We start from the raw sequence: 26,826 nt of genomic DNA on the forward strand, positions 1-26,826 counted from the left end.
TGGGACTACCTGGGGATCTCGTTGTAGGGGCCGAATGCGGCGACAGCGGCGAGGAACTGCGCGTTGCCTACGTCTTCGCCGGAGTCGGCTGGGGGCCGCCACCAGGACGCCTCCACCAGGCCGGGCTCCAGGACGTCGTATCCGGTGAGGAACTCGGCGATCTGCTCCGCGCTGCGGGGGTAGATCGGGGCGGCCTGCTGGTAGGCGGCGATCGCCTTCTGGAGTGCGGTGGCCGACAGCCTGTCGCCGCACGCGTGCGAGAAGATCACGAACCCGGCGGGAAACACCGCGGTGTACCGGCCGAGGACCTGCGCGGGTTCAACGGTCTCGGGCCAGAAGTGCGCTAGCGCCGCCGCGATGATTCCCACGGGCTTGCTGAAGTCGAGCAGCTCCGCCGCCTGCTTGAGGACCTCGTCCGTGTCCCGGGCGTCGGTCTCGACCATGATGGCCTGGTCCGGTACGGCGAGCAGGGCACGGCCGTGGACGGCGACCTGCTCGTCGTTGTCGACATAGACGACACGGGCGTGCGGGTGGAATCGGCGCGCGGTCTGGAGGACGGTGTCGCCGGTCGGGGAAGGCATTCCGCACCCGAGGTCGAGGAACTGGTCGACGCCCAGTTCGGCGACGGCCGCGACCGCGCGGTGGATGAAGTCCACGTTGGCACGGGCGGCGGCGGTGAGCTGCGGAAGGATCTCCACGAGCGAGTCGAGCAGATCCCGCTCACTCGCGCGGTGGTCCTTGCCCCCAACGACGGCGTTGTAGACGCGCGCGATGCTGGCGCCGGACTCCTTCGTGGCGCCGGCAAGGTGGGCGGTGTGCGCCGACGCGGCGGCTTCCTGTTCGGTCATCGGGGGATTCCTTCGACGCGAGGTGCGTGCTCAACGGTGCATCCCAACCCTCCCAACCCTCGCGGGGCTGGTCACGGTCAGTAGTGTCCACGTCTTCTGGACACCTCTTCATGCTGTCGAGCTGGGCAAACGGTCGGTTCAGGTAGGGGATTTGGACATCAGGACGAGCCTGGCCAAAGAGGCGGGCGAGGCCGGGCGGCTACTGTGTGAAGCAACCCCCTTCACAGCGGGAGCACAGATGACCGCCACCCCCAAGCCAGGCTCACGGGCCCAGCGCGAAGCCGTTCGCGAACAGATGCTGGCGGTCGGCGGCCGCCCGGCCGACATCGTGGCCGAGATGCGTACCCGCTGGAGACTGCGCCCGCGCGAAGCCTGGCGCCACGCCCACGGCTGGACCCTGCAGCAGCTCGCCGACCGCGTCGACGCCGCCGCAGCGGCCCTGCCTGGCGTGGCGCTGGCCACCGACGCCTCCCTCATCGGCAAGTGGGAGAAGTGGCCGTGCGGAGGGCGCCGCCCCACCGTACGAGCGCTCACCCTGCTCGCCCACGTCTTCGGCTGCCACGCCGACGACCTGCTCGACCTGGACGACCGGCAGCAGATGCCCGAGGACGAACTGCTGCTCCTCACCCGTCCTCAACCTCCAGCCGAGAGCCCGCCGCCTGCTCCTCACCCGCCGGGGGAGACCGTCCCCGATGTGACCGGGGCCGCGATGACACAGCAGGCTGCGGCGGAGTCGGCGGCCTGGGCGCAGTGGGCCGAAACCTCCAACGTCGGCGACCTGGCCCTTGAGCAGCTGCTTGCGGACACGCGAGACCTGGCGCTCGCCTACCTGTCGGAGAACCCCCTCGTCGTCTTCGCCAAGACCCGCGCGCTGCGCGACAGGGTCTTCGCCCTCCTGGAAGGGCGGCAGTATCCCCGTCAGTCCGCCGACCTGTACGCCACCGCCGGATACCTGTGCGCGCTGCTCGCGTGGATCAGCTCCGACCTTGGGCGCCTGCGCGACGCCGACACCCAGGGCCGTACCGCGTGGCTGTGCGCCGAACTGAGCGGGCACAACGACCTGCGGGCCTGGGTGCTGTCCACCCGCAGCAAGATCGCCTTCTGGGACGGCCGGTTGCGCGACGCGGTCGGGTTCGCCCGCCGCGGCGCCGACTACCACCCCCGGGGCACAGCAGGAATCCTGCTGGCCTGCCAGGAAGCCGACGCCTGGTCGACGCTCGGGGCCGCGACCGAAGCCCGCGCCGCACTCGAACGCGCGGCCGACGTCCGCGACCAGCAGAGTGGCATGGACGAGATCGGCGGGCTGTTCACCTGCCTGGATTTCCGGCGCGGCAACTACAACGCCGCCGTCCTGGCCCGCATCGGCGACCCTGCTGCCGCGCTGGCCGCTTCGCGGGCGGCGCTCGCCGACTGCCACGGCCAGCCGTACGGCACCATCGCCCAAGTCCACATCTCGCAAGGGTTCGCCCACCTCGCCTTGGGCGAGCCGGATGGCACCCTGGACGCGTTGCGGCCCGTGCTCGCTCTCCCGCCCGAGCGGCGCCTGGACACGGTGAACCGCCGCCTGACCGAGCTCGCCCGATCGGTCGCCGGATCCCCGCTCGGCGCGAGCGGACCCGGCCGCGCCCTCCAAACCGACATTGAGGCATGGCACCTCCACGCCCTGCCGCGCACCCTGGCCCTCGAACCCGGCCCCGACACCGCGTGACGAAAGGTAATGATGAGCGAGCAGCAGATGGCGGATCACTGGTGGTGGCGGCCCGGTTGGGCCGTCGGCCGCCGCTTCTACACCTTCCACCTGACCTTCCAGCACGCCAGGGACGTCCACCGCCTCGCCGCCGCGTACAGGCAGGAACTCGCCGGAGTCGACGGGCTGGATCTGATCCCCGACCAGTGGCTGCACCTCACCATGCAAGGACTGGGCTTCGTCGACGAAGTCAGCGAGCAGGACGTGCGGGCGATCGTTGACGCGGCGGCCCGCCGCCTCGCACAGGTGCCCGCCTTCGAGCTCAAGCTGGACCGGCCCGGCATCACGCCCGAGGCCATCCGCTGGGAAGCAGAACCGCCGGGGCCGGCGGCGGCTGTACGGCTCGCCATCCGCCAGGCCATCGCCGAGGTGTGGTCCGACGTGCCAGAGCAGGAGGAGGGCTTCGCCGCTCACGTGTCCATCGCCTACAGCAACTCCACCGGCGACCCTGCTCCGATCGCACAGGCTCTTCAAGCGGTCGACGCCGCGCCCGCCGTTACCCGTATCGAGAGCGCGGAGCTCATTGTGCTCGGCCGCGACCGGCACATGTACGAGTGGGACCGCTACGCGACGGTCTCTCTCGCTGTGGGCTGACACGAGCCAGCCTGCCGCCCCGCCCCGCCCCGCCAGGCTGTACGGCATCGCATGCGGGCCCGTGATGTTCTTGAGTATGTGGGTCATGACGAGCCGCCGCTCGCCGTATGGCGCGGTGTGCAGCGGCTTACAGGTGTAGGGCGGATGGTGAGCAGCCGGGCGCCCAGCGCCTCGACCTGTCTCACGCGCAGGGAAGTCAACGCGGCGTGCGGGGCAAGGTGGCTCAACGTCGGCACCACCACGCCGTAGGTCGCTGGGAGCCCGAGCACGTCGAGCAGGCCGGCGAACGCGGCGGACTGCTCGCGGTCTCGCTCGGCGAACACGCCCGCGAGCCGCAGTTCGTGCAGCTCGCAGAACGCGGCGATCGTCGCGGACAGTGCGTCCCGTCGCGGTGCGGAGATCCCCGCGGCCCGGATGTAACCGTAAACGGCCGGACTGGGCACGGGGCGCTGTTCTGTGAGGAGCTCAACCGGATGGCGTCTCTGCTCTGAAGGGCGCGGGTTTCTCACGCCCTTCAGAGTCGCCGCGTAGCCAGCCGCTGGGAATGAAGCGGTGTGGCAATTCCGTGGAAGTTCCGTATCACCACGACGGCCACCTGTGTTTCGATCAGTAGCGGAGGGAGGGCGAAGCGTGGCGACCGTTCATCAATGGACAGGCCTTGAGGCGTACGCGCTGGGCCGCGCCCTACGCATGAGCGTCCGCGCCTACGCCGAATACCTAGGTGTAGCCCCCCGCACGGTGACCACCTGGCAGCAACTCGGCACCAGCACCGTCCCCCGACCTGACACCCAAGCCATCCTCGACGTAGCGCTGTCGCGCGCAGATGCCGCAGTTCATTTGCGATTCGAGACGATCCTTTCCGAGCTCGCCTATGCGGCCAGCCTTGGACCACGCGTCACGACCAGCGGGCCGCGCCTGTGGGAGTACGAAACCTGGGACGACGACCTGGCCCGCGTCGTCGTCGCGCTCAGCCGGCAGTCCTTCGCCTTTGCCGAGCAACTGCTGACGCGCTGGCAGCATCGGTGGCCAGCACGCGACCTCGACGACCGCGGCCTCTATCTCTACGGACGCACCACGGCGCTGCTCGGCGATCTACGCCGAGACCAAGGCGCATTGCTCGGTCCGATGTCGGCCCGACGCGACTACAGCGACGCCCGCTCGATCTTCGCCCAACTCGACATCCCCCGCCGCGTCGCCCAGCTTGACCTGTCGCTCGCTGTGGTCACCGAGATGTCCGGCAACCTTGGCCAGGCCGCCCATACCTACGAGGCGCTCGCCGTTGACGACCGTCTTTCCCCGCGTGATCGTTCCCGCGCCCGCCTGTGGGTGGGCACCGCCCTTAGCAAAGACGGCGAACACGACTACGCCGCCCGGGTCATGGCCGTCGCCGTCCGCGACTTCGAGACGCAGAACGAGCCCGACGACTGGTCAGTCGGCCACCAGAAGCTCGCGCTCGCCCGCCGAGGCGCCGGCGACCTCGCCACGGCCCTGCGCCTGATCGACATCGCTCGGTCGACCGGATCGACCGGCTCGCCGCTTCAGAAGGTCCGGTTGGACACCGCCCACGGCCACATCCTGCTCTCGGATCCCGCCACCGTAGATGATGGGTTGCGGACCCTCGACGGGGCGGCTCGGTTGGCCGCCCAGGTGGGGCTGACCCACCAACTGCGCGCGATCGAGGGCATCCGGCGGACGGGCCGCGAGATGGACCAGCCCGCGGACACGGCGACCAGGGAGAATCTGTGACCAGCGACATCACGGCGAGCGAGACGATCAGCGACAAGGTGCGCGAGCAGGCGCTGCTCATCTGGGACTACCACCAGATGGATCACCATGTCCGGAAGTGCGACGCAGCGATCGGACTCGGCTCCCACGACCTCGGCGTTGCTGACACCGCCGTCGATCTCTACCACGCTGGGCTGTTCCCCATCCTGGTGTTCTCGGGCGGCAACAGCCCTACCACGAGAGCCGTGTTCCCGCGCGGCGAGGCCATCCACTTCCGGGAGAGGGCGATCGAGAGGGGTGTGCCCGACGCGGCGGTTCTCCTGGAGCCGGAGGCGGGCAACACCGGTCAGAACATCGCCTTCTCGCGGCGCGTGCTCGCCGAGGCCGGGGTCAGCCCGGCCACGGTGATGCTGATCTCCAAGCCGTACATGGAACGACGCAGCTACGCGACCGCCCGCCAGGTGTGGCCCGAGATCGAGGTGGTGTGCGCGTCGGAGCCGCTGGAGTTCGACGCCTACCTCAAGTCCATCGGCGACGCCCGGCTGGTCGTGGACATGCTCGTCGGAGATCTCCAGCGCATCATCGACTATCCCAAGCAGGGGTTTGCCATCGAGCAGGACGTTCCGGAAGAGGTACTTGACGCCTATGAGGCTCTCATCAGTGCCGGGTACGACAGCCGCCTCGTTACCTCTTGAGCTGCTGACGGCGGGCGGCCTCGTGGTGGCTGTCCACCAGCCGAACCTGTTCCCGCGGCTGTCCACGCTGGCCAAGCTGTATGCGGCCGACCGGTGGGTCATCCTGGATGACGTCCAGTTCAACGGGCGTGACTACCAGAACCGGACCCGCCTGGCCACCCTCGATGACGCCCACCGGCAGACATGGCTCACCTTGGCCACCCATCTGCCGAGAGGGCGGTCAACGTTGATCCGTGACGCGACCCTCGCTGAACCTGACCGATGCCGCCGCCGCCTGACCCACATGCTTCCCCAGCACTACAAGGCCAGCCCACACTGGCCATACCTCCGGGAACGTCTACAGCCGGTCCTCGATCGCTTCGACGGCGTCAGGTCGGTGTCCGAGGTCGCTGTCTCCTCAACGCTCCTGCTGCTCGGCATACTGGGCTGGCCGGGCCGGGCGGTCGCCAGCAGCGGCCTTCCATCGCGGCATGGCCGCTCTACGCGACTCGCTGATCTAACCGCGGTCTCTGGCGGGCGTATCTACCTCTGCGGAACAGGAGGGATGAAGTATCTCGACGTCGCCCCGTTTAAGGAATGCGGTATCCGCGTGGTGCCGTTCGCGCCGGGCGGCGTCAGCGGGCTGTGGGGGCAATCGCGACGGGTTACCGCGTTGAACGCGTTCATGATGCTTGGGCCGGAGCTGTTGGCCGCTGAACTCCGCCATCAGGCTCGGTCGGTGGTCCAGGCATGACCCTTTCCAGCCTGCGCAGAGCGATCGTCGGGAGGTCGTCGCTGCGGCGGGGAGCGTGGCGGCGAGGGTGGTGGTCAGGAGGGCTGTGGTCAGGAGGTCGTGCTCCACTCGAACGACTACGAAGAGACATGATCAGCTACTCAAAGTAGTCATTGTGGTGCTCTGCGTCTCCTACGCCACAGCAACAACACTGTCCCCACCAGCACTGCCGCGTCGTCGACGGGGTTGTCGAGTCGCGTCGCGGACGTCACCGTGAGCGGTGTGCTTGATTCCCTTGGCTGCCCCACCTGTCAGGCGCCCGCTGGAGCCGACTGCCGCCGGGCGGACGGCCGTGACCGGCTCCCACACCGAGACCGGATCATGCTCGCGGTGGCCGCCGCCAGCCTGACCTGGATCACCCAGCGCTACGCCACGGCCGACGTCGCCTCGCTCCTCGACCTTCTGCTCACCACCGAGCACACCCTCGGACCCCACCGCGCCCCATCCAAAACCGCCAACGGCTGGGGCAGCCTGCGCCACGACGACGAACGCCGGGCGGCACCTGAGTGGGAGACCACGATGCTCCAACTCGCCGCACGCCTGCACGCGAACGTCGAGGAGATCCTCTCCCTGCTCGACGGCCACAGTCTCACCCTGACACGCGAGCAGACCCAGGCGCGCGCCTTCGCCGACACCCTCCGCCACCTGCAGCACGCGATCACGCTGGTGAGCACGGACCAGACGGATCCCGACGACGAGGCGCCCACCCTGGACGCGTTGCAACGACGACAGGAGCGGGAGATCAACACTGAACTGCGCGAGCGCGCCCGCGGCCGCGACCACGTCGCCGAGCGGCACACTGACCATGACCTGGCCGCAGCCCACTGGATCGTCACCCGCTACCGCCCCAACGGCCGCTTCGAAGCCGTACGCGTCGACGACAACGACCGCCATGGCGATCCCCATGATGGCTGGGCCGCGGTCCCCGCGGCCGTTCCCGCACTGCTACGCGATTGGAGCGTCCCCGCCTGCCGGCCGGCGAAGGTGACGTGGCGCAAGAACGCCATCCCGTACGTCCCCACCCGGGTCCTGCCGTACGGCGGCTGGACACTCGACCACGACGACGACCACGACTATGGCGAGGAGGATCGGAACTCCGAACACCCGGAGACCGAGGAACTCCGGCAGAAGAGGATCGCCGAGCGCAGGGCCCGCTTCGCCGGCTACGTCACCCGGGTACGGCAGGCGTGGCCCGACCATGTGTCGGTGACCGCGTTCTTGGAGCAGCGGACCACCGAGCTTAACGATGCCTGCCCGCCCGCGCCGGACCTCGACGAGCTCCTCGAGCCCACCTACTACCGCTCCTCGCCGCTCGGGCCTGCCGGAGGTCATCTCCTTGGGCTCGGCATGATGAGCACACACGAGTGGATCGACCCAGCTGCCGTCGCCAACGTCGGCTACCGGCGTTGGAACGCCTTTGGGGGCCATCGCCCTCAGACCGTGCCCTTCATGCTGGACGCCCTCCGCAACCGGCCGGTCGACGAGGCGCTCAAGGCGTGGGCCTTCGACGACGAGCCGATCAAGGTGATCCGGATCCCGGGCCCCGCCGGGCCGCTCTACACGCTTGGGGAGAACGGCGCACACCGGATTACCGCCGCACGCTTGGCCGGTCTGCCGGGCATCTGGGCGCGCGTCGAACAACACGCGCTGGCGCTCCAGGTACAGCCGCACCAGGCTGCCCCTCACCAGGAGGCCGCACGGATACTGGCGTGCTGGCGCGGCCTGCTGGAGCGCGGACTGGTCACCGGCCGCCTCGAGGAGGACAGCCACCACCTCGGCCTCAGCACCCTGCAACTCGACGACGCGGCCGCGATCTGGCTGCTGGCCGGCCCGCGCACCGCGATCGCGTGGGCGGCTGCCTACGAGCGGGTCTATCCAGGCGCGCTGGCCGAGCTCGGCATCGCATCGGAGTACTACGCCGACGTCCGGGCCTGGGGAGCCTGGCTCGCCGGCCCCGTCTGACGGAGGATACCTGGGCCGAACGCCGGATCTGTTCCATCTGGGTGGCTTGGCGGCCGTAGCGGAGCATGCGCACGACCAGGCTGAGCATGGCGGAGGACGAGCTGTGCTCCCCGGCCGGGACGTCGACGGGGCGCGCATGGTCGGCATGCAGGCCATCCACACTGGCGACGAGCGAGGTGTTGCTGTAGATCGCCCTAACCCATGCGGCCTCGTCGGCCGGGCGTCGCACAGCTGCCAGGTGCCGGGCTCGGCGTTCGGAGAATTCCACTCCCACCAGCGGGGAACCAGGAGATGCCGGGGCCCCGAGGAGACGACCGAGTACCAGCGGGATCCCGCGCCCGACGACCTCGTCCGAGAGCCGGGAAGCGAGTGGCATCCCGTCCATGGCTGTTCTCCTTGCCCAGGGAAGGACGGCTAGATGTCGCGGCCTCCGCCGGCGACGAAGCGCCCCGTGCCGGGAGTGGGCACGCTGATCTCGGGAGCGCAGAGGCGGCAACGCCGGCCGCCCCGGACGTCTTCGGCCCGAACTAGGCGCGGCGGGGCGGGCTCGTAGCCGAGGCGGTGCCTGCATCCGTCGTCGAGCACACCGATCACGCTGTTGACCGTCCCCGTCAGGGCAGAGCAGCCGACCGCGTGCACGGTGTTGGAGCCCGTGACGACGAACCATCCCTCCGGGGCGGCGCACGCGGCCTGGTAGCGCTGCAGAGCGGGCTCGTTCGTGTCGGCCCACCGGCGGAAGGACCAGCACCCCGGACACCATTCGCCGTTGCCCTGGCAGGCGCACTCCGAACAGCATGCGCAGGGATTGCAGGCGTGCAGGGCCTGCTGGCCGTCGATCTCTATGCCGCGCGTGATGTCGGTTTCGGCGTCGGGGTCGTCGAGGAGCGGCCGGATGGCCGCGCCGGTGGCGTTGCTGTAGAGCACCTCGTAGCGGCCAGGGGCGGGAACGTCGATCACACCGATGACAGTCCAGGTCTGGACGCGGCGCACGCGCATGGGGGGTCTCCAGCCGGTCGAAGGGATTCTCACCCTAGCGAGATGATCTCTGCGAGGGGTGTCCGTTTTCGCTGACGTCGCGCGGGTTCGAGTGCGGCGAGTGGCGATGGCGAGCTCCTTCAACCGATGCGCTTGGCGAAGGCGGTTGTGAGAAGGTGCATGTGGTCACGCATCGTGCCGCTGTTGTCACCGAGGGAGCTTGGATGGTGCCGGACGTCTACTTTCTCGCCTTGCACGAGCCCTACCGCGCCGCGCAACATCCGGTGCCGATGAACGCGGTGATCGTGCACGCCGCCACGCTACGGCACCCGGATCTGCCGCAGCCGGACGGCGGGCGCATCTACCGCTGCCTGACCGAGTTCCCGGGACGCCGGTCGGGGTGCGTGGTGCCGCTGTCGACGCTGACCTACGAGCTCGACGGCGGCCGCAGCTGGCCGCTGATCGGTGACTGGGAGCGGGTCGTCGACCGGTTGGTCGCGGTCGCGCGGGCGGGCCGGTGTGACGCGATGCCGCTCGGACTGTCGGAGGTGGCGGCGGCGTTGCTGGCTAACGGACCCACCACCAGCGTGCGCTTCGCCGCGGGCCCGCCCGTCGACCCAGCCGAACGCCAGCAGGTCCTGGACGAGCTCGCCGCCCTGGTCGCCCAGGCGGCAGGCCAGGGCGCGTTGTGGCCGGGCGACGACCTGGTGGCCGCGCCGAGCAGCCCGGCGGTGCTGCCGTACCGGCCCCATCTCCTGGACGTGTCCTGGCCGGGAGCCGGTCCCGCGGCCACCAGATGATCGCACGAGCGTGAGCGTCCACGAAGCCAAGGACCTGGCAGGCGTTACCTGGGCGGTGATCGATTTCGCGGCGTTGACACCCGCTGGCCGGTGGAGCGAGCGTGGCCGGTTCTCCTCGCTGATCCGGCCGCCCGCGGACGCGCCGGTGACCCCTCGTCCGATGTCGCGCAGACCGGAATCACCGCAGCGATGCTCTCCGCGGCGCCGGTGCGTGGAGTCTGACCTGGGGCGTCGCAGCCATGACGCCGACGCCCAGCCAGACCGTCCACCACTCCCATGAGGCCAAGCTCAGTGGTTCGCGCCGTTCCGCGGTGAGACCTCGTACGGCGGGACCGTGAACAAGCCGCCGGTGAGCACGGTGAACGCGCCGCCCGTCGTCTGCGCGGACCGGACGCTGTCATGTAGACGACCTCGCCCGCGGCGGTGACGCTGTTGCTGGTTTCCCGCTCGCCCGGGTCCGCCTAGTCATCCTGGAGGACGGGAGGGCGACAGCCGAACGCCGTGCGGCGCGCGGGACAGGCTCTTGCGCCTCCTGCGCACTCCTCACGTTTGCCCGCCGTACGCAGACGCCTGCAGCTGCAGCGGGAGCGCACCGCTGCGATGTCTGACGTGGCCCTGCCGCCCTGCCGCCCTGTTGACCTCCGTTGCTCAGGCGTTCGCGGCCGGAGCGAAAACCCGGTTGAGGAAGTCCTTGAGTACAGCCGCCTCCAGCCCTTGCTTCCCGGTCAATGCCTTGCGGATGGATCGTTCGCTGACGTGACGAGGGATCTCCATCTGCCGCATGGCCTCGCCGGTGATCTGCTCGATGGTTCGTGCGGCTGTGGACGGGTCGAAGCGGATCAGCCAGACAAGGGTCCGGGCCACGGGCCGAGTGATCCCGAAGAAGTCGTGGGGGGCGTAGTCCGGGCTGTTGTGCAGATCCTTGCCGAAGGCGAACTCATGCAGGACCGCCTGGCGCACGGTGACGGCCAGGTCGTTGATGCCAACCAGCTTGGGGATGGCAGTCGCGGCGTCCCAGCTGAGAGTCTCGGCGACCTCGCGGACCGCGTCCTGCGTGCGCCAGCGCAGGCTCCACCGCTTGCGGAAGACCTGCCGGTCCCAGAGCGAGGCGAAGAAGGTCCGGCTGAGGTCGGTCCAGGTCTGGGCGATGCCCGGAGCCAGAGCGTGCCCATCGCGGTCGCTGGCTACTGCCGCCTCCACGGCTTCCCGCGAGCGGTTGCGCTGCTCGACCCATTCCTGGGCGACGACTCGGGCCCACAGAGCCCGGCCACCGATCTTGGCCTGGGGGAGCGGCAGGTCGCCTTCGCCTCGGGTGATGTAGGCGCGCAGGGTGGAGGCGGCGATGCCGGCGAGGTCGGCGACCTGGGCCGCGCCGACCAGCTGGTCGGCGCTCAGCTCTGGTGCCATCACCTTCACCACCGCACATTCGACACCGCGGTGCTCTCGGGCCTGCGCCCAGAGGGCGAGATAGTCGATCCACGCCCCGGTGAGGGCTGCCTCGCCGTTGTCGCTGTCAGGCAGGTCGGTCACGTGCCAGAGGCTTGCCTGAGTGGCGTCACCGCCGTTGCGCAGCAGGTCGGCGGCGGTGATGGAGACGGCGCTGGGCACAGGCCGCTCATAGAAGCCCTCCTCGGCGTAGTCGTAGACCTGGCCCGGCCGATACCAGGACGCGCCATCCCACCAGTAGCCGCCGGAGCGAAACAGCAGAGCGCGGGGCGCTTCGTACAGGAGGACTTGATGAACCGATGAGGCGTCCTCGTCGCGATAGAGCACCACGCTAAAGCCGTGCTCGGGGTGGTAGCGCACCGCCCAGGCCAGATCGGTGCGGGTCGGATCGGTGGTGAAGGCGCACCAGCCTTCCTTGCAGGGATCTTCGCGGCCCCACATGTCCTCGCCCCTGCCCCGGCCGATCGCCTCTATGGCGGCGGGGTCGTTCAGCGGCAGGAGGGAGTCGTCGACGAAGGGCAGGTCGGGGATCGGATGGTCGGTCCGCAGCCCGTTGGCGACCGGCTGGTAGATGAACTGAGGCACGCCGTATCTCCGTTCAACGCGATTGCTGTATTAGCAGTACAGCACTAAAGCTTGCTTGCTGCACAGCATTCAGGTGTCAGGATGCAGAGCTCCCGTCGCCGGCCTCCCGAGTACCTGACACAGAGTTCAGCCCCGGAGCCGGAGCCGTTCTACGACGATCACCAGGTGCAGAGCGAGCTGTTCAGAGACCAGCCCAACTCATCGCGCCTGCGCGGGCGTTCTCTATCCGGGGAGATCGAGAGGTGAAGGCAGGCGCTCCCGGTTTCGATCTGCCGGGGATTTCGTCGGCGGCCGCGGTTACCGTGTGCCGATGACCACCACCAACTCCACCGATCCCGGCTCCGGCTCCGGCTCCGACGACATCACCCCTAAGCCTGTCACCGAACCGCAGGCAGAGGCCATGCAGGACAGCGCCGACATGCTGCGGGCGCGTATGGTCGCCGCGCTCGTCGAGCGCGGCCAGATCGTCTCCCCGCGGGTGCGGGCCGCGTTCGAGAAGGTGCCGAGGGAACGGTTCGCGCCCGAGGCGCCACTCGCCGCTGTGTACGCGGCACACGAGGTCGTGATCACCAAGCGCGGACCGGACGGGCGGGCGACGAGTTCCATATCGGCGCCGTGGCTGCAAGCCCAGATGATCGAAGCCGCCCGGCTCGCACCCGGAGCGAGCGTGCTGGAGATCGGCTCCGGCGGCTACAACGCGGCGCTCCTGGCCGAGGTCGTCGGCTCTGAGGGGCTGGTGGTGAGTGTGGACATCGATCCGTTCGTCACCGGCCGTGCCATACGGTTCCTGGCCGAGACCGGGTACGAGCGCGTCCAGGTGGTGCTCGCCGACGCCGAGCGCATCCCCGCCGAGTATGTGCCGGACGGCGGGTTCGACGCGCTCGTGGTCACGGTCGGCTGCTGGGACGTCCCGTGGGGGCACCTGCTCGCACCGGGCGGGCGGATGGTGGTGCCGCTGCGGTTCTCCGCGGTCACGCGCTGCTTCACTTTCGTGCGCGACGGCGAGCGGTGGGCCGGCCTGGACCCGACGGTGTGCGGGTTCGTGTCGATCCAGGGGGAGGGGGCGTTCGCCGACCAGACGGTGACGCTCGCCGGCGGGGTGTCGATGACGATGGAGGGCGGCCCCGACCTGGACGCGGCGGCGCTCGATGAGGCGTTGACCGGGGACGGGGTCACCGTCTGGACGGGCGTCACCGTGGGCTCCGGGGAGCCTCACGACACGCTGCACCTGCGACTCGCGGCCGTCGACGACCGGTTCGGCATGATCTGGGCCACGCCCGATCCCGGAACCGGTGAGCGCACCGACCTTGTTCACCTGGCTACGCGCTGGCACTGCCCGGTGCTCATCACCCCGGCCTGCTTCGCCTACCTGACCGTGCGCGAGCACAAGAACGGCTGGGAGTTCGGCGCCCGCGGGCACGGTCCACGCGGCAGCGAACTGGCCCACCAACTGCGCGACCACGTCGTCGACTGGGACCGCTGCTGGCGTCGCCGGGGCCTGCCCGACTTCGTCCTGCATCCCGTTGACGCGCTCGTCCCGGCCGCGGCCGAGGGCCGTGTCTGGCGCAAGCGGCACACCCAGCTCGAAATGTCCTGGCAGCCCGCCGACCTCACGAGCAGCTGAAGGAGCGCGTCGAAGACGGGGACGGTTGCTGGTGCCGTGGCCCGGGACTGCGGGGGATCAGACGCCGATCGCCGCCATGATCCGAGGGCGATCTCGGCGGGGGACCTGCTGAGTCCCAGCGATTCGCGGCCGCTCAGTGCACCACGGGCACTGCGGTGGCTGGCGGTGCTGTGGAAGCAACGAGGCACCCGAACCGTCGAGTTCGACACGCAGGTCCGTCGGGTGCGGCTGCTGCAGAACCACCGCGTGGACAGATAGCCGAAACGGGGCGGGCATGGCCTGCCTCGCCCCGTAGGACCGGCCGCTCTGGACGTCTTTGGCTCCGACCGGACGGGGTGGGCTCGCGGCCGAAGCGGTGTTGGAGCCCGTGACGACGAACCATCCCTGCGGGGCGGCGCAGGCGGCCTGGTAGCGCTGAAGAGCGGGCTCGTCCGTGTTGGCCCAGCGTCGGAATGACCGGTACTCCTCACGCCATTCCCCATCCCGGTCCCGGTTGCTTCTTAAGCCTGGCGGCAAGGCGGGGCCGGCCATCGTGTGAGGTCGTGGGCTGGATGTTCGGGCCTTGGCTGTCAGGAGTGGTTGGTGGAAAACGGCACCCGCCCCAGCCTGCCTGCGACCTCACCAGCCAGGTGACCAGCCGCGACCAGCGTCAGCAAAGGGGAGAACTCTTCACGCACCCCACCACCCACCGGCAGTACCGTGCCAGCCGAGGCCGCGAGCTCGGCGTCGCCGTCCTCGCCGACGCCGATCACGGTGCGGCCGAGCGCGCGGGCTCGCCGTGCCACGTCCAGTGCTCGACCTCTGGCGCGGCCCGGCAGAGCGAACACCACGGTCGGCATGTCCCGCGGGCGCGCCAGCACCTCTACGTGCTCCCATTCCTCGAGGTCCTGGGCGGCGGCGAACACTCCGGCGGCCTCGATGAGTTTGGCGGCGGTGAACTGGGCGCTGCCGTAGCCGGGCCCGCTGCCCAGAGCCAGCAGTACGGGCGCGCCCGCCACCTGCTCGGCGACCTGGGCGCAGCTGGCCCGGACGAGGGCAGTGGTCGACGCCACGGCATCGGCCACCGCGGCGAGTTCGCCGGCGAGGTCGTCGGCTTCACAGCGGCCGAGGTGGCCATGGGCCCGGCCGATCTCGATCGCGACCAGGTACAGGGCCAGGATGCTGGCTTGGAAGGTGCGGATCCCCGGGCAAGGCCGCAGCCCGGCCAACGGCACGACCAACGCCTGCTGAGCTGCTCTGGCCACAGCGCTGTCGGCGGTCGAGGTGATGGCCAGCGTCCAGGCGCCCTGCTCGGCGGCGCGGGTGAGGGCGTCGACGACCTGGGTGTTGCCGCCTGAGGCGGAGACGCCTACGACCAGGGCGTGCACCCCCGGTCGAAGGGTGGACGGGGTGCTGTAGTCAAGGAAGCGCAGCGGGCTGGCCGGTTCACACGCCACGCCGGCGAAGGTGTGGAAGGCCATCTGGGTAGCCAGCGCCGCGTGCAGGGAGTCCCCGTTCCCGACCACGACCACCCGCCTCAAGCCGCCCCAGTGTGGGCCGTTCGCGTGCCGCCGCGCGGCGTCGGCGACCGTGGGATGGCAGAGGCGCAGGTCCTCGCTCAGCGCGGCGACCTGACGGGAAATCTCCGCCAGCGTGTAGCGAGAGGTCACCGTCATGCCTCGCCTTCTCTCCAGCCGGCCGGCACTGCGCCCGGCGTCGCCTTCCGCCATGGGTGGCCATCACTGTTGGGCGGAGCGCACGATGTCGACGTACGCCGCGACCTTGTCCTTGTCGATGACGCCGCCCCAGCCGCCGCTTTCCAGGCAGGTGCCGACGAACGCCCCGTCCGCGCCCGCGGCTGACCCGAGAAGGCGGGCGGCGTTGCCGTGATGGGTGTGCCCGGCCAGGATGACCGGCAGCCCAGGGCAGGCCGCGCGGACGGCGGCGATCATGCCCATGGTGGTGTCGTCGTCGCGGTGGCACAGTGAGACCGCGTCCGCGCCGGCCTGCCGGGCGGTCGAGGCGACCTCGGCGACGGACTTGCCGCCGCCGAACCAGGAGAAGTGCATCGACTCGACCTCGGCGATCAGCGCGACGTCGCGGGCGCCGATCTTGTTGCGGTACTCGGCCACCGCGAGCGGGTCGCCCTGGACGAGGCCGCCCGGTGTCATCGTCGCGCCGACCAGGGCTCCGACCCGGGTGAAGGAGCCGCCGGTGACCTGCGTCACCGCGAGCGACGCCTGGACGGCGTTGCGCATCAGCTGCGCCCCGACCTTGAAGCCGGGCCCTGCCGCTTCCACAACGGCGGCGGTGATGAGGGCCATGGCGGCGATCCGCGCCGGGTCGCAGCCGGTACCGGCCGCGTAGACCCGGTCCACCGTCTGGATGAGGCATCCGCCCGCGCCGCCGTCCACAAGGGCCCGCGCGCCGGCTACGGCGCGTTCGACGATCGGTTCGACGCCGGTCCCGTCGTGGTAGGGGGTGCCGGGCAGCGGCGGCAGATGAATCATGCCCAGCACCAGCTTGCCGCGCCCCAGCCATGACACCCCGCCAGAACTCGCCACGGCCACCTCTTCCGCCCGGGGACCGCACGCGGGCGGTCGAGGTCAAGAATCCGGCCTTTCCACCATGACACCGTTCCTCTCGATCGCCCACCCCCGATCGCGATGAAGCCCCGCGCATCACGGGACCGCTCACCCGCGGGGGACCCCAAAGGGATCGCGTTCGGACGCGACGGGGCCGTCTCGTTCTTGTTGAGGGTCGCCGCGAGCTGTCATGATCTCGGCGATAAGGATCTATCCGGCAGTGTGATCAGCATGTGAGGCTGCGATGCGGAACGACTTCCCGACCGGGACAACTGTGATGATCATGGCGGGCGACACGGGAGGCTGGGCGGTGAGGGGCAGCACCGGCGGGTTCGGCCGTCACGGGTCCGGCTGGGGACGCAGCGTCGTCGGCGGCTGCTGACCCGTTCGGTGAGTTGGCCCGACGGTCCTGCTCCACTCGGCGGCGACCGCCCTGGCCCTGCTCGACCGTGAGCGATCCCAGGACGCCTCGCCCCGGCGAACGGCCTCAGCGACCCGCTCGGATGCTGAGCGGGTGCCTCATGGCCGGACAGCCATGTCCTCATTCGGTGCGCGCGCAGTCCTTGCAGGCGGGCGGTGGCACCGGACGGTGTGTCGATCCGCCCGGCCTGCCTGACGACGGAGGCCGACACGGCACACCCGCCGGAAGTCCCGGCATGGGGGCGACGCGCTGGAGGGCGAGCAGGGCGCCGCTCTGCCGGTCGATGACGAGCTGCACCCGGTCCGCGCCCGAGATGGGCAGCTGGAGTGCCACTCCGAGCCGGCCGGCCGGGTCGCGCATGGTGTCGAGCACACTGACGCCGGGCAGCGTGGCCAGCATGCGGTACGCCGCGGCGGCACGTGTGCCCGGCGTGGCCGGGACACTCTGGACCAGTCGGGAGCCGGTACGCAGCAGCCACTCCGTGCGGCTGACGGAGCCGCCGGGCGGATACCTCTTCGAAGCTCGGCCTTCAGCGCGGCCGCGTCCTGGAGGAGCGAGCAGCTCGGCGAGCGTCAGCGCCCAGACTGCCTTCCCCTCGCCGGGTGTCCGGTAGGCGTCGAAGACCAGGACGCGGCGCGGGTAGTGGCGCACGTTCCGGTCGCAGCCGCGGTGGGGCAGAGCCGTGGAGAACCCACCCGCCGCCAGGTCTCGGCGCCCTTCTCGCCGTACGGCACAGCGGAGACGGCCTCGTACCAGGTGTACACGTCGCCGTCCGGCCCGGAGGCCAGGACGTCGAGGCCGCGTTCCTCGACGAGGTAGCCGTCGACGCCCTTCGTCCTCTGCAGCTCCTCCGACTCCAGCCGCCAGTAGCTGCTCTCGCCCCGCGGCTGGGCGGCCAGCCTGTCGGCCGCCGCGGCGAGCGCCTGCCGGGGCGTGGCGACGACCGGTCGCCAGGCGGCCTGGAGCATCAGAACCGCGATCGCGCCGACCACCAGCACGACGGCGGCCGCGGCCAGCACCCGCCCGGGTGGGCGGGCCAGCGCCGTGACAGATGGCGAGGCGGCAGCACCGGTCCCGGTCGCCCAGTGAATCGGATGCTGCTCGAAGTTGGGGCTGACCTGCTACCGCCTGCCGACGGTGTCAGCGGGCGGCCTGGGCGCTCATGCGAGATCCGGCAGCACGGCAGTTGGTCAGCTGTCGTGCTGGTTGGCCAGCCCGACCTCGCCCGGCTCGTTCAGGAGCTGAGCGTTCACAAGGATGGTGCCCAGCAGGATCCGCCTGGCCACGCTCACATAGGGCACGTAGCGAGGGGTGTGGCCCAAGCCCGTTTCGAGTAGCGCAACCGTCCCACGTGCGCGACGGCGGGTGCCGGCTCGCAGAGCACGCCCGCTGACGTAGCCTCGCAGCGTCCTTCTGACCTGATCGACCAGGTCGGCTTTCTATCCAGGGGAGGGTGTCACCCGTCAGGCCGCGGCTTGTGGGTGTGGGCCATCACTCGCCCTGTCTTGGTCACGCAGGGGCGTTGGGGTGTAGCACCGCAAGTCGGGCAGGGGTTATCGAAGGCTGCGATCTCCCTCGCGCGCCGCTCATCTGGGTCTTGGAGTGCCTTGGCCCGTTGTGAGGAGAACGGCACCGGCGCGGCCTTCACCGCATCCAGGTAGGCGATCCCCCCGGCGGATCTGTGCCGGGTTCCGGACAGCGCCAGCAGTTGCGCCAACGTGAGCACGTTCTTCGGCGCGGGTGCGTGATCGCCCCAGACGCTGCCGTCCTGCAGGTGAGAGCTGACCGGCTGCCGCTCTTGGATGATCGAGTGGGCGCGGCTCAGCCGGTCCGCGACGTCGGCGGCCGACTGAGCCTGCAGTTCCAGTTCGGTGCACGTCTTGCCCATTTCCAGCGGTACGTTCAGACGCTCGGCGCGCAGGGCCAGCTGTCGCAGGGCGACTGAGATCATGACGAGGTCTGCGGCCAGGTCCGGAAGGGTGGCAGCATCGCCCGGAGTGGCGTCGAGCGTCTTGGTGTGGGTGGTGGGCATGTCGGCTTCCTTCGCAACGGGTCGATCGTGGCCATGCTGGGGGAGTCCGAACATCTGCCTCATCTGCTCGGCCGGCATCCGCGGTCGGGCCTCCAGCGCGGCTCGCAGTCGGAGGTCGACGCGGATACGCCCATTGGGCAGTTTCGTGTACAGGCCGCAACGCACCAGTTCCTGGTGCGCGGCTGCGAGGTCATCCAGCCCGGTGAGCCAGCGCATCGCACTGGGCGGCGGCAGAGGGATCCCGTCCGCGTCGAGCCACGGGTCCAGCCGCTCTCTAAGCCACAGGACGGCATTTGAGGCTTCGGCTGAGGTAGGGGACGGGGACTTGTGCTGGCGCTTCTTGCGCCGCTGAGCTTTTGCGATCTTGGTTCGTTGTCGGTTGTTCTGTGCCATTACCAGGTCTCATTCGTGATCGGCAACTTCGTCTGGATGGGCAACACAGTCGGCTACGCGGCGGCGTTCGCTCTCGGGTTCGCTCGCCCTTTTGCGCGGAGCAGAGAGGACTCGGGCTGAGCGTTGACGCCCGGCCGATGCGACGGCCGGGCTTACCCCCTGAGCTCGGCACCGCTACAGGAGTCGCGGTCGTCAGCGTTGGCGGGCGTAGACGATGATGTTGTCGACGTAGCTTCTGGCGGTTGTGTCGAAGTTGCCGCCGCAGGTGATCAGGCGGAGTTCGGGGCGTTGCACGTTGGCGTAGACGCGCTCGGTGGGAAAGCCCTGCAGGCCGAGCTGCTGCGGTCTATGTCAGCTCCGGGAAGCGGTTCACCCGCAGAATCACGACCTCGCCTTGCGGCTCCAGCACGAAGTAGATCACCTGCAGGGTCCGGTGGTCCCAGACGAGCATGTTGCCGGAACCGAGCTTGCGGCCGTTGTCCGGGGTCAGGCGGAGGACGTCGTAGACCTCCAGAAGGGCGTCGATCTCGTCGTCGGACAGGTCGGCGATCTGCCGCTCGGCGTCGTCGTCCCCGATGAGGATGGTGTACACCTACGAGCGGCGTCCACGTCGGGCGATGACCTCTTCAAGAGCGCGGCCTGCCGGACGACGGCCGGCCCGGATGTCGGCGGCGGCGGCGTGCATGGCCTCCCAGCCGTGCTGGTCCTGGGCGCTGATGGCAATGCGCCACCAACCGCGCAGGAAGGCGTCGAGCGCGGCGAGGTCGACGACGTCGGCGTGCGTGATCGCCTCGAGCTCGGCATCGAATGCCGCCTGGTTCTCCGCCGGCAGGGCTGCACGGACGGCTGTGAAGGTCTGCTCGATCTGCGGGCTGGACTCTTCGTGCTGCTGAGCGCTCATGCCGTCCAACACCCCCTGATGCCGCTTAGTACCTGCGAACACAGCTTAACGACTGGCTGGCGTCGAGCACAGCGTTCGCCCCGGCACCGGAGCTGCGCTGGCAGGTCGCAGTATGGCTGGTTGCGGGGGAGGGGAAGGTGCTGGGCAAGGACTACGGCGGCGGCGCCTCCGGCTGGCAGACCGTGGGCTGGTGCACGACCCGGGAGGACGCCCGCATGATCGCCCGCGCGTCCATGGCGGACGGCGGCCACTACGCCCGCGCCGACGTCGGCGTGCCCGTCGGCGAGGTAGGCCTCGCGGGCGGCCCAGTCGTCGACCCCATCCACGAGCGGCGGCAACCCTTCGGTGATCCACTGCGCCGGGTAGGGCGGTGCGGGCTCGTCCTCGATCGTCGACGCCTGCAGGGGAGCGCTCCGGAGTGCCTGACGGGCGGTGTCCTCGGCATGCCAGGCGGTGCGGATCTTCGCCAGCAGCTCGCCGGTGCGCTCGAAGCCGGCTTCCGCCAGCCCCGCCATCTCCTCACGCAGCGCGCGGCCGACGCGATCGCAGGTGGCGCTCGCCTCGTCGCGAACATCGCGGGCCCTGGCGATGCGGACCTGGTCGCCGCTGGCCGTCGCGGCGGCCAGCTCGGCTTCCGCCTGTTCGTAGCGCTGGTGCAGCGCCTGGTGCTGGGCGAGGAGGTCGGCTCGCCGGGCGTGGGAGACGATGCCCTCGGCGAGGTTGACCGTCACGAGCTCGGCCACAGCGCGGCTCTCGGTCTCAGCCCGGTCGAGCAGCCGATCGACCTCCGGGCGCCCGGTCCGGCCCTCGGGGACTTCGTCGGGACCTGCCATGGCCGCCACCATCCTTGATATCCGCTGAGTTCCGTCCCGGCTTCCGGTTCTCCGGCGACGTCGTTATCCACTGAGATCCTGCGCTGACTCAGCGGATATTTCTGGTTATCCGCTGAGCCTGTTACCTCCCCGAGGAGTCCCGGCACCCTCGCTGTCCGGTCTCATCCGACCTAAGGCACGTCGCACTGATCATGAGGTATTTGCTCGGATACCTCAGATGCGTGAGACGGCAGGCCCGTGGCCAGGTTCGGTCAGCGGGAGCCGGAAGCGAAACGAGGACACTCGCACGGTGAGTGCTTGCGACGAGAGCGGGATGGCAGATCCCGTGGTCGAGTCAGGCTCGCGGTGATCGAGGCGGGGCGTTGCGCCTACCGGTGGGCCCACCAGTCGCGCTCCGGCAGCCTGAGCCACCCATCGACGTTCTCGCTGATCGAGGCGTTGTCGTCCGGTCGCAGGCCCGCCCCGGCGAAGCAGTACGGCGCGGCGTAGCCCTGGTAGAGGTAGGTGGCGAGGATCTCTTGTGTGGAGTCTTGGGCGTACGGGCTGCCGCCTCCCGGGTGGGTGTCGGAGTCCTCGATGGTCCCGTCGCGCGCGACGACGCCCTGGTTGCCGCTCTTGGGGTTGGCGTACATCCCGTAACAGACGGTGCCGGCGGAAACGAGGCGCACGAGCAGGGGGAAGGACGCCCCGTAGGCCCACGGCTGGTAGATGACGCAGCCGCCCGGCACGTCGGTGACGCCGACGACGGCGAGCGCGTCCTCGCTTTCGAGATCCTCCTCCAGAAGATCCAACTCGTCCTCGTTGATCGGTTCGGCGTTCAGACGCCGGGTGACCTCGGCGGCGGTGACGCCGCCCACGCAGGCGAGGCTGAAGCCGTCGTCCAAGGGCTGCCCGAGCGTGGTGATCAGATGTCTGGCGGTGGCGACGGCCGCCACATCCTCCGCAGACAGCCCGTTCCGGAATTCGGGCGAGGGGAACAGGTCGGGTGTAGGGGTGGCGAGGCTGAGGCGGCCGGGTGACCAGCCGTTCATCATCGGCCGCCACGGGTCGGCTCCTGCCGCGGCCAGGGCGCGGGCGTTGCCGGGGCGGTTGGCGAAGACGGCTGCCCAGAGCGCGGTGTGGCCGTCGAGTTCCGCGTCGACGTCGCTGACGCGGCGGGCGAGCTCGGCGACGACCTCGGGCGAGCCGTACATGGCTGCGGCGTGCAGGGGGCGCTCGGGGAAGTAGGCTCCCGACTCGGGGTCGGCCCCTGCTTCGAGCCGAGCCAGGACCGCAGCGAGGTCCTTCCAGCCAATGCCGGTCCAGTTTTGGTCTCTGCTGACGATCATTGTTCTCCTCTGGGGCGAGCTTCTAGAGATGATCATCACGGACGCCACTGACAGTTCAGCGGTCATCCCAGCGGGCCATGGTCGTCGCGAACACTGCGGGGTAAGGGCGAAAGCAGCCCGAGTGTCGTCACCCGCGGTCGCGCTCAGGCAGGCGAGGGTCTCGGCGTAGATGAGGGCGGTGCGCGGTTCGGCGCGGTAACGGTCCAGGAAGCGGGCGATGGCCTCGCTGAGCGACAGGCCCCCGGCAAGTTGTGACACAGAACGTAACGGAGCCGCGGTCTCGTCCCGCCGATCGCTGCGCAGGTCGCGATGATCGGAGGAGGACTCCTGTGACACGGAATGGCTAATTCTGTGGCACAGGCGCTCAGGTGCTCTCGCACCCCGAGCCCGCGCTCACTCTTCCCCCAGGCGCACGGCCTTGTCGTCCAAGCCCAGCGATTGAAACACGCGACGCAGCTCGGCACGCTTGTCGATGTAGCGCTGACGGTACTGGCCGGGAAACCGCTCAGCGAGTTCATGCCAGATCACCAGCGCCTCCTCCGCTGCAGCCAGAAGCTGCTCGTGGTGGCCCAGTCGATCGTCCGCGGTCCCGAGGTTGTCCAGGGCGTGGGCGAGGCCGGCTTGGTGGGTGGGGTTGGCGGCGTTGGCGGCGGTCAGCGCCCGATACAGGCCGACCGCCTCCTCCGCCGCAGCCAGGCCCTGCTCGTGGTGGCCCAGCCGACCGTGCGCCGCCCCGAGGTGGTCCATCGCGTCGGCGAGGCCAGGCTGGTGGGCGGGGTCGGCGGCGGCCAGCGCCCGATACAGGCCGACCGCCTCCTCCGCCGCAGCCAGGAACTGTTCGTGGTGGCCCAGCCGATCGTACGCCGCCCCGAGGTGGTCCAGGGCGCTGGCGAGACCGGGCTGGTGGGCGGGGTCGGCGGCGGCCAGCGCCCGTAACAGGCCGACCGCCTCCTTCATTGCGGCCAGGCACTGTTCGTGGTGGCCCAGCCGATCGTGCGCCACCCCGAGGCTTTCCAGGGCCTCGGCTACATCAGCAAGGTCGCCCGTCGCGCGGGCGTGACGTAAGCGGTGGCGTGCCAGGACCAGCGTGCAGCGAGGCAGGTCGTCGGCGGGAGTGATCTGCAGCAGGAAGGTGGTGGTGTCTGCGTCGAGGTCGGCGCGGGCGAGAGCAGCGGCGGCGGCCTCGTCCAGGCCGCTGCTGCTGCCGGTGGTCATGGCGACATAGATGGCGTGATGGGCCAGCAGGACCGGGTCAGCGCCGAGCAGGTACTCGAACAAGGCGCGGGCGGTCGGATAGTGCTCTGCGGCGCGGGCCAGCACAGCGAGCACCCGGCTGGCTTCGTCCTCGCTCAGACCGGACAGCAGACACTTGGCGAACTCCTGGTCCTCGGCGGTGAGGTGGGTGGTGATGAACCAGTCGGCCAGCAGATCCGGGCCCGGCCGGCATTCGGCCCGGCCCGGGTAGAGGGCATGAGCCCAGCGCAACAGGTTACGCACCCGCTCTTCAGAGGCGTCGGCGAGTTCGGGGATGCGGCGCAGCACCGCTACCCCGGCCGCCTGGCCGGAAGGAGCGATCAGCGCCAGCGCGGCGATCACGCGGCCCAGCAGCACGTCCCCGACGGGGCCGAGCGCCCACCGCTCGTCGGCCGCTCTTGCCTTCCACCAGCGGGCTTCGTGCTCGAACAGCACCCGGGCGACCTGCTCCAGCGGCAGCGTGGAGGCGCTGGGCGCTGAGGGCTGCAAGACGGTGACCATGGCCTGGGCCAGCATCTCCACCATGGTCTGTCCGGCCCGGACCGGCGCCACCCGTTCCGACAGCGATGGCGCGGGCACACCTCGGGCGGTCGCGAAGTCGCCCACCGCGGCGCCGTACCAGCGGATCAAGTCGGTGACCTCCCCCAGCGGCTGCAGCCGCAGCTGTGCCGCTTGACGGGCCAGCATCGCCTGCACCGCCCCGGCGTGCCGCTCGGGCAGCCGGGTGGCCAGCGCCGGCCCGAGCTCATCGCCGTGGCGGGTGATCAGCGCCACCCGCAACCGCACCCGGCCCGCATACCCCGCCAAAGCGCTCAGGAGGGCGCCCAGGTCCGTGCGGGCATCAGCGTCGTCGACCAGGGCGAGCACGCGCATGTCCGAGGCGGCCGCGGCCGCCTCCACCAGCGCCGCGCCCATGCCGTCCTTCAGCCAGCCCACCGTCCATTCGGGCTCCAGTTGCCGGGCCATGTGCAGCGCCAGCCGGGTTTTGCCGCACCCGGCCGGCCCGTCCACCACCATCAGCCCCCACACTGTCGTGCCTGGCCGGTCCGCCTGGGAGTCCTCGGCGCACCAGGCATGCCAGCGCTGCTGTTCGGCCTGCCGGCCCCAGAACGGGGTCGGGCACGACTGCGCGCTCAACACCTCCAGCACGCTACGCCCGCCCGCCTCTTCACCCGCTGCCGCCGATGGCACGGCAGGCGTGGTCCCCAGCGGGTCGAGCAGGCCCCGCACCGCTTGGCGTGCCGCTTCCCGCTGGTCTTGCCGGGTTAAGATGACGCCGAAGTAGGAGCCGCTGGCTCCCGCCAGCCCGGTGACCACCGCGGCGATCAGCGCCCGCCACCCGACCGGCCAACCTCCCGGCACCAGCAACGGCACCACCCCGGCCCCGATGCTGCAGGCCGCTCCTAACACCCAGGGGTTCCTCAGCGCACGCCGCATCCCGCCCACCTACATTCCTCTACGCCAGGCCCCGAGGCGTTGTATACCCCTCCCCTGCCGTCCGCGCAGGGAGACGGGGATAGGTGAAATGCGGTCGAGACCAACCAAAGGCGAGCAGCGCGAGCTGACCACAACGACTGCTCGGTCCTGCCATCTCAGCGACAACGGGACCTGCGCCGTCAGGCATGGCGTGTGATCATCCTGCGGATAGCCTGAGGTCTGCCTGGTATGGAATTGCGCTGACCTGCACAAACACGGAGCAGCTGATCTCGTGCATGATCAGAGCGGGGCTTGATGCCCTGATGTCCGTTCTTTCGGCCGGTTCTGCGTGATCATGCATCGCGGAAGTGCCCCCGCTTCGTGGCACGAAATGACTACCCGCATCCGAATGGTTACCGTATGCTCCTCGCCTATCGGCGCGGTCGCAGCGCGCCGGTTCGTGGGGAAGGCGAGGGCCGCACCCGCCCGGCGGTCGGAGGGTCCCCGGGGTCCGGTCGACGGCTCTCGCCCGCCCGCGCCCCATGGCCCGACACTCCCTCCCCGCCGCTGTCAGCAATGCGAATCACCGCACGAGCGCCTTGCTGGTGCCCCGAACCCCCCGGCCTGGCGCTCCCCGCGGTTGTCTGAACGACCGTGGGGAGCGCCGGCGGTGCGCCTAGGGGTGAGTCATCCTTGCCACGGGTGCAGGTTGAACACGCCGCCACTGGCGCCGTTGGCCGCGCACTGATTGCCGTAGGTGCGGGTGAAGGCGGTGGGCTCGCCGTCCCAGGTGCCCTGCGCGACGACCGTGACCGGGTCGTAGATCAGCACGCACGGGCGGTTGTCGGGGGTGAGCTTGGCGAAGTTTCCTTGCGCCTGGTCGAGGAGGCGACAGGAATGGTGTGGCCGCGGGTGGGTGCCGCTGGTGGGGAAGCAGTTCAAGGTGGCCGAGTCCCGGACCGGGCCGGAGGCCGACCCCCCGTCGTGCACGGTGATGGTGGCCTTGCCTCTGGGTTCAGGCGCGTGGGGGTCGGTGTGGGCCGAGGCGGACTGGGTCACCGTGCTCGCGATGACGGCGGCGAGCAGGAGGACGACGCCACCCCGGACACGCTGTGTGATCGTTTGGCTCATGATCGTGACGATAGCGGTGATCGCAGTCTCGAATGACGAGGTCATGGCGGAAGTGGTCTCCGCCTCGCGGTTCGAAATGACTACCCGCATCCGGATGGTTACCGTATGCTCCTGGCCTAGCGGCGCGGTCACCGGCGCGCCGCTCGTGGGGAAGGCGAGGGCCGCCCGCTCGGTGGGGGGAGGGGTCCCCTGGGGCCGGTCGACGGCTCTCGCCCGCCCGCGCCTTCCCGACGGGGGCGCGACTTACGCCTTGTTCTACGTGCCGGACGTGCTGATGGGCAGTCCGAGCGGGCTGGCGGCCAGGACGTCGAGGAAGCACGCTCCCCACAGGCGCTTGGCTTCGGCCAGGCCGTAGGGGGTCAGCACCTGCTCGGTGGCGGCCCGGCCGGAGTCCAGGTAGTCCAGCCACGCGGCGCGGGCCGGGCGGTTCTGGTCGCAGGTGAGGCACAGCTCGACCTCGCCCCGCCCGATCGCGCCAAGGTGGATCACCATCAGCACCCGGCGGCCACAGCCCGCACACGTGGGCAGCGAACTGCCGGGCACCGGCCTGAACCTCACCATCTGCTCATCGCTCATCATCAGAAGGTAACTCTGGGGCGAAAGGGATTTCCGGCGAAGAACGGAACTCCTCCGACGGTTCTCAGGAACGAGCCCGCCGCTTCCCCCCGCCTGCCCCCACGAGAGCCCGCTCCGCTTCCACGTTCGGAAGCGGAGCGGGCTCGCTCGTGGCGGTCAGAATCCTCCGGCGGCTTCGGCCGCGGGGCCGGCCGGGGCGCCACC

At 70.1% G+C, this 26,826-nt stretch carries 24 protein-coding genes; 8 read left to right on the forward strand and 16 right to left on the reverse strand.

The features are described 5' to 3' along the window. Nucleotides 1–5: 5 nt before the first annotated feature. Nucleotides 6–848 (reverse strand): SAM-dependent methyltransferase, encoded by an 843-nt coding sequence (locus tag AB0I67_RS41330; protein ID WP_357936131.1) that lies wholly within the window; start codon nucleotides 846–848, stop codon nucleotides 6–8. A 238-nt stretch (nucleotides 849–1,086) separates the two neighbouring features. Here AB0I67_RS41330 and AB0I67_RS41335 point away from each other — a divergent pair, with 238 nt between their 5' ends. Both AB0I67_RS41335 and AB0I67_RS41340 read left to right on the forward strand, forming a co-directional pair. Then, nucleotides 1,087–2,556, forward strand: coding sequence for a helix-turn-helix transcriptional regulator (locus tag AB0I67_RS41335; RefSeq protein ID WP_357936133.1), 1,470 nt, complete (start codon nucleotides 1,087–1,089; stop codon nucleotides 2,554–2,556). A 12-nt stretch (nucleotides 2,557–2,568) separates the two neighbouring features. Continuing rightward, entirely contained in the window at nucleotides 2,569–3,189 is a 621-nt protein-coding gene (locus AB0I67_RS41340) for a 2'-5' RNA ligase family protein (protein WP_357936135.1), read from the forward strand. Nucleotides 3,190–3,272: 83 nt separating this feature from the next. On the opposite strand, the gene AB0I67_RS41345 is transcribed toward AB0I67_RS41340, so the two are convergent. Further along, nucleotides 3,273–3,632: a hypothetical protein gene (locus AB0I67_RS41345; RefSeq protein ID WP_357936137.1), complete on the reverse strand. Its 360-nt coding sequence runs from the start codon at nucleotides 3,630–3,632 to the stop codon at nucleotides 3,273–3,275. 187 nt (nucleotides 3,633–3,819) lie between these two features. Between AB0I67_RS41345 and AB0I67_RS41350 the strand changes: the two genes are divergently transcribed. From AB0I67_RS41350 to AB0I67_RS41365, 4 genes are all read left to right on the forward strand, one after another. Beyond that, nucleotides 3,820–4,935: a hypothetical protein gene (locus AB0I67_RS41350; protein WP_357936139.1), complete on the forward strand. Its 1,116-nt coding sequence runs from the start codon at nucleotides 3,820–3,822 to the stop codon at nucleotides 4,933–4,935. Beyond that, entirely contained in the window at nucleotides 4,932–5,609 is a 678-nt protein-coding gene (locus tag AB0I67_RS41355; RefSeq protein WP_357936141.1) for a YdcF family protein, read from the forward strand. The genes AB0I67_RS41350 and AB0I67_RS41355 overlap by 4 nt, the downstream gene beginning before the upstream one ends. Further along, nucleotides 5,575–6,342: a WbqC family protein gene (locus tag AB0I67_RS41360; protein ID WP_357936143.1), complete on the forward strand. Its 768-nt coding sequence runs from the start codon at nucleotides 5,575–5,577 to the stop codon at nucleotides 6,340–6,342. The genes AB0I67_RS41355 and AB0I67_RS41360 overlap by 35 nt, the downstream gene beginning before the upstream one ends. A 360-nt stretch (nucleotides 6,343–6,702) precedes the next feature. Beyond that, nucleotides 6,703–8,343 (forward strand): hypothetical protein, encoded by a 1,641-nt coding sequence (locus AB0I67_RS41365; RefSeq protein WP_357936145.1) that lies wholly within the window; start codon nucleotides 6,703–6,705, stop codon nucleotides 8,341–8,343. Nucleotides 8,344–8,757: 414 nt separating this feature from the next. On the opposite strand, the gene AB0I67_RS41370 is transcribed toward AB0I67_RS41365, so the two are convergent. After that, on the reverse strand, nucleotides 8,758–9,339 hold the full coding sequence (locus tag AB0I67_RS41370; RefSeq protein WP_357936146.1) for a hypothetical protein: 582 nt from the start codon (nucleotides 9,337–9,339) through the stop codon (nucleotides 8,758–8,760). Between the two features lie 203 nt (nucleotides 9,340–9,542). Between AB0I67_RS41370 and AB0I67_RS41375 the strand changes: the two genes are divergently transcribed. Next, entirely contained in the window at nucleotides 9,543–10,118 is a 576-nt protein-coding gene (locus AB0I67_RS41375) for a hypothetical protein (RefSeq protein ID WP_357936148.1), read from the forward strand. 648 nt (nucleotides 10,119–10,766) lie between these two features. Here the strand turns inward: AB0I67_RS41375 and AB0I67_RS41380 are convergent. Continuing rightward, on the reverse strand, nucleotides 10,767–12,149 hold the full coding sequence (locus AB0I67_RS41380) for a hypothetical protein (protein ID WP_357936150.1): 1,383 nt from the start codon (nucleotides 12,147–12,149) through the stop codon (nucleotides 10,767–10,769). Nucleotides 12,150–12,459: 310 nt separating this feature from the next. Between AB0I67_RS41380 and fxlM the strand changes: the two genes are divergently transcribed. Continuing rightward, nucleotides 12,460–13,773 (forward strand): methyltransferase, FxLD system, encoded by a 1,314-nt coding sequence (fxlM, locus tag AB0I67_RS41385; RefSeq protein WP_357936152.1) that lies wholly within the window; start codon nucleotides 12,460–12,462, stop codon nucleotides 13,771–13,773. Nucleotides 13,774–14,342: 569 nt separating this feature from the next. Here fxlM and AB0I67_RS41390 read toward each other — a convergent pair. From AB0I67_RS41390 to AB0I67_RS41445, 12 genes are all read right to left on the reverse strand, one after another. Beyond that, on the reverse strand, nucleotides 14,343–15,428 hold the full coding sequence (locus tag AB0I67_RS41390; RefSeq protein ID WP_357936154.1) for an SIS domain-containing protein: 1,086 nt from the start codon (nucleotides 15,426–15,428) through the stop codon (nucleotides 14,343–14,345). 63 nt (nucleotides 15,429–15,491) lie between these two features. Then, nucleotides 15,492–16,316, reverse strand: coding sequence for a BtpA/SgcQ family protein (locus tag AB0I67_RS41395; RefSeq protein WP_357936155.1), 825 nt, complete (start codon nucleotides 16,314–16,316; stop codon nucleotides 15,492–15,494). Between the two features lie 562 nt (nucleotides 16,317–16,878). Further along, the gene (locus tag AB0I67_RS41400) at nucleotides 16,879–17,157 is read right to left on the reverse strand and encodes a hypothetical protein (RefSeq protein WP_357936157.1); all 279 of its coding nucleotides are present in this window, start codon (nucleotides 17,155–17,157) and stop codon (nucleotides 16,879–16,881) included. 173 nt (nucleotides 17,158–17,330) lie between these two features. Beyond that, a complete protein-coding gene (locus tag AB0I67_RS41405; RefSeq protein ID WP_357936159.1) occupies nucleotides 17,331–17,777 on the reverse strand; it encodes a hypothetical protein in 447 nt (148 codons plus the stop codon). A 437-nt stretch (nucleotides 17,778–18,214) separates the two neighbouring features. Continuing rightward, on the reverse strand, nucleotides 18,215–19,183 hold the full coding sequence (locus AB0I67_RS41410) for a hypothetical protein (RefSeq protein WP_357936161.1): 969 nt from the start codon (nucleotides 19,181–19,183) through the stop codon (nucleotides 18,215–18,217). A gap of 346 nt (nucleotides 19,184–19,529) precedes the next feature. Then, the gene (locus AB0I67_RS41415) at nucleotides 19,530–19,775 is read right to left on the reverse strand and encodes a hypothetical protein (protein WP_357936162.1); all 246 of its coding nucleotides are present in this window, start codon (nucleotides 19,773–19,775) and stop codon (nucleotides 19,530–19,532) included. After that, nucleotides 19,776–20,084, reverse strand: coding sequence for a DUF6247 family protein (locus AB0I67_RS41420; RefSeq protein ID WP_357936164.1), 309 nt, complete (start codon nucleotides 20,082–20,084; stop codon nucleotides 19,776–19,778). Then, nucleotides 20,081–20,917 carry a hypothetical protein gene (locus AB0I67_RS41425; protein WP_357936166.1) on the reverse strand — a complete coding sequence of 279 codons (837 nt, stop codon included), beginning with the start codon at nucleotides 20,915–20,917 and terminating at the stop codon, nucleotides 20,081–20,083. The genes AB0I67_RS41420 and AB0I67_RS41425 overlap by 4 nt, the downstream gene beginning before the upstream one ends. Before the next feature lie 368 nt (nucleotides 20,918–21,285). After that, nucleotides 21,286–22,245: an ankyrin repeat domain-containing protein gene (locus AB0I67_RS41430; protein ID WP_357936168.1), complete on the reverse strand. Its 960-nt coding sequence runs from the start codon at nucleotides 22,243–22,245 to the stop codon at nucleotides 21,286–21,288. 393 nt (nucleotides 22,246–22,638) lie between these two features. After that, on the reverse strand, nucleotides 22,639–24,936 hold the full coding sequence (locus AB0I67_RS41435) for a tetratricopeptide repeat protein (protein ID WP_357936170.1): 2,298 nt from the start codon (nucleotides 24,934–24,936) through the stop codon (nucleotides 22,639–22,641). Nucleotides 24,937–25,602: 666 nt separating this feature from the next. Beyond that, on the reverse strand, nucleotides 25,603–26,046 hold the full coding sequence (locus AB0I67_RS41440; protein ID WP_357936172.1) for an SSI family serine proteinase inhibitor: 444 nt from the start codon (nucleotides 26,044–26,046) through the stop codon (nucleotides 25,603–25,605). 255 nt (nucleotides 26,047–26,301) lie between these two features. After that, entirely contained in the window at nucleotides 26,302–26,622 is a 321-nt protein-coding gene (locus AB0I67_RS41445; protein WP_357936174.1) for a hypothetical protein, read from the reverse strand. Between the last annotated feature and the right edge of the window lie 204 nt (nucleotides 26,623–26,826).

This window comes from Nonomuraea sp. NPDC050310 (genome assembly GCF_040655795.1).
Lineage (GTDB): Bacteria > Actinomycetota > Actinomycetes > Streptosporangiales > Streptosporangiaceae > Nonomuraea.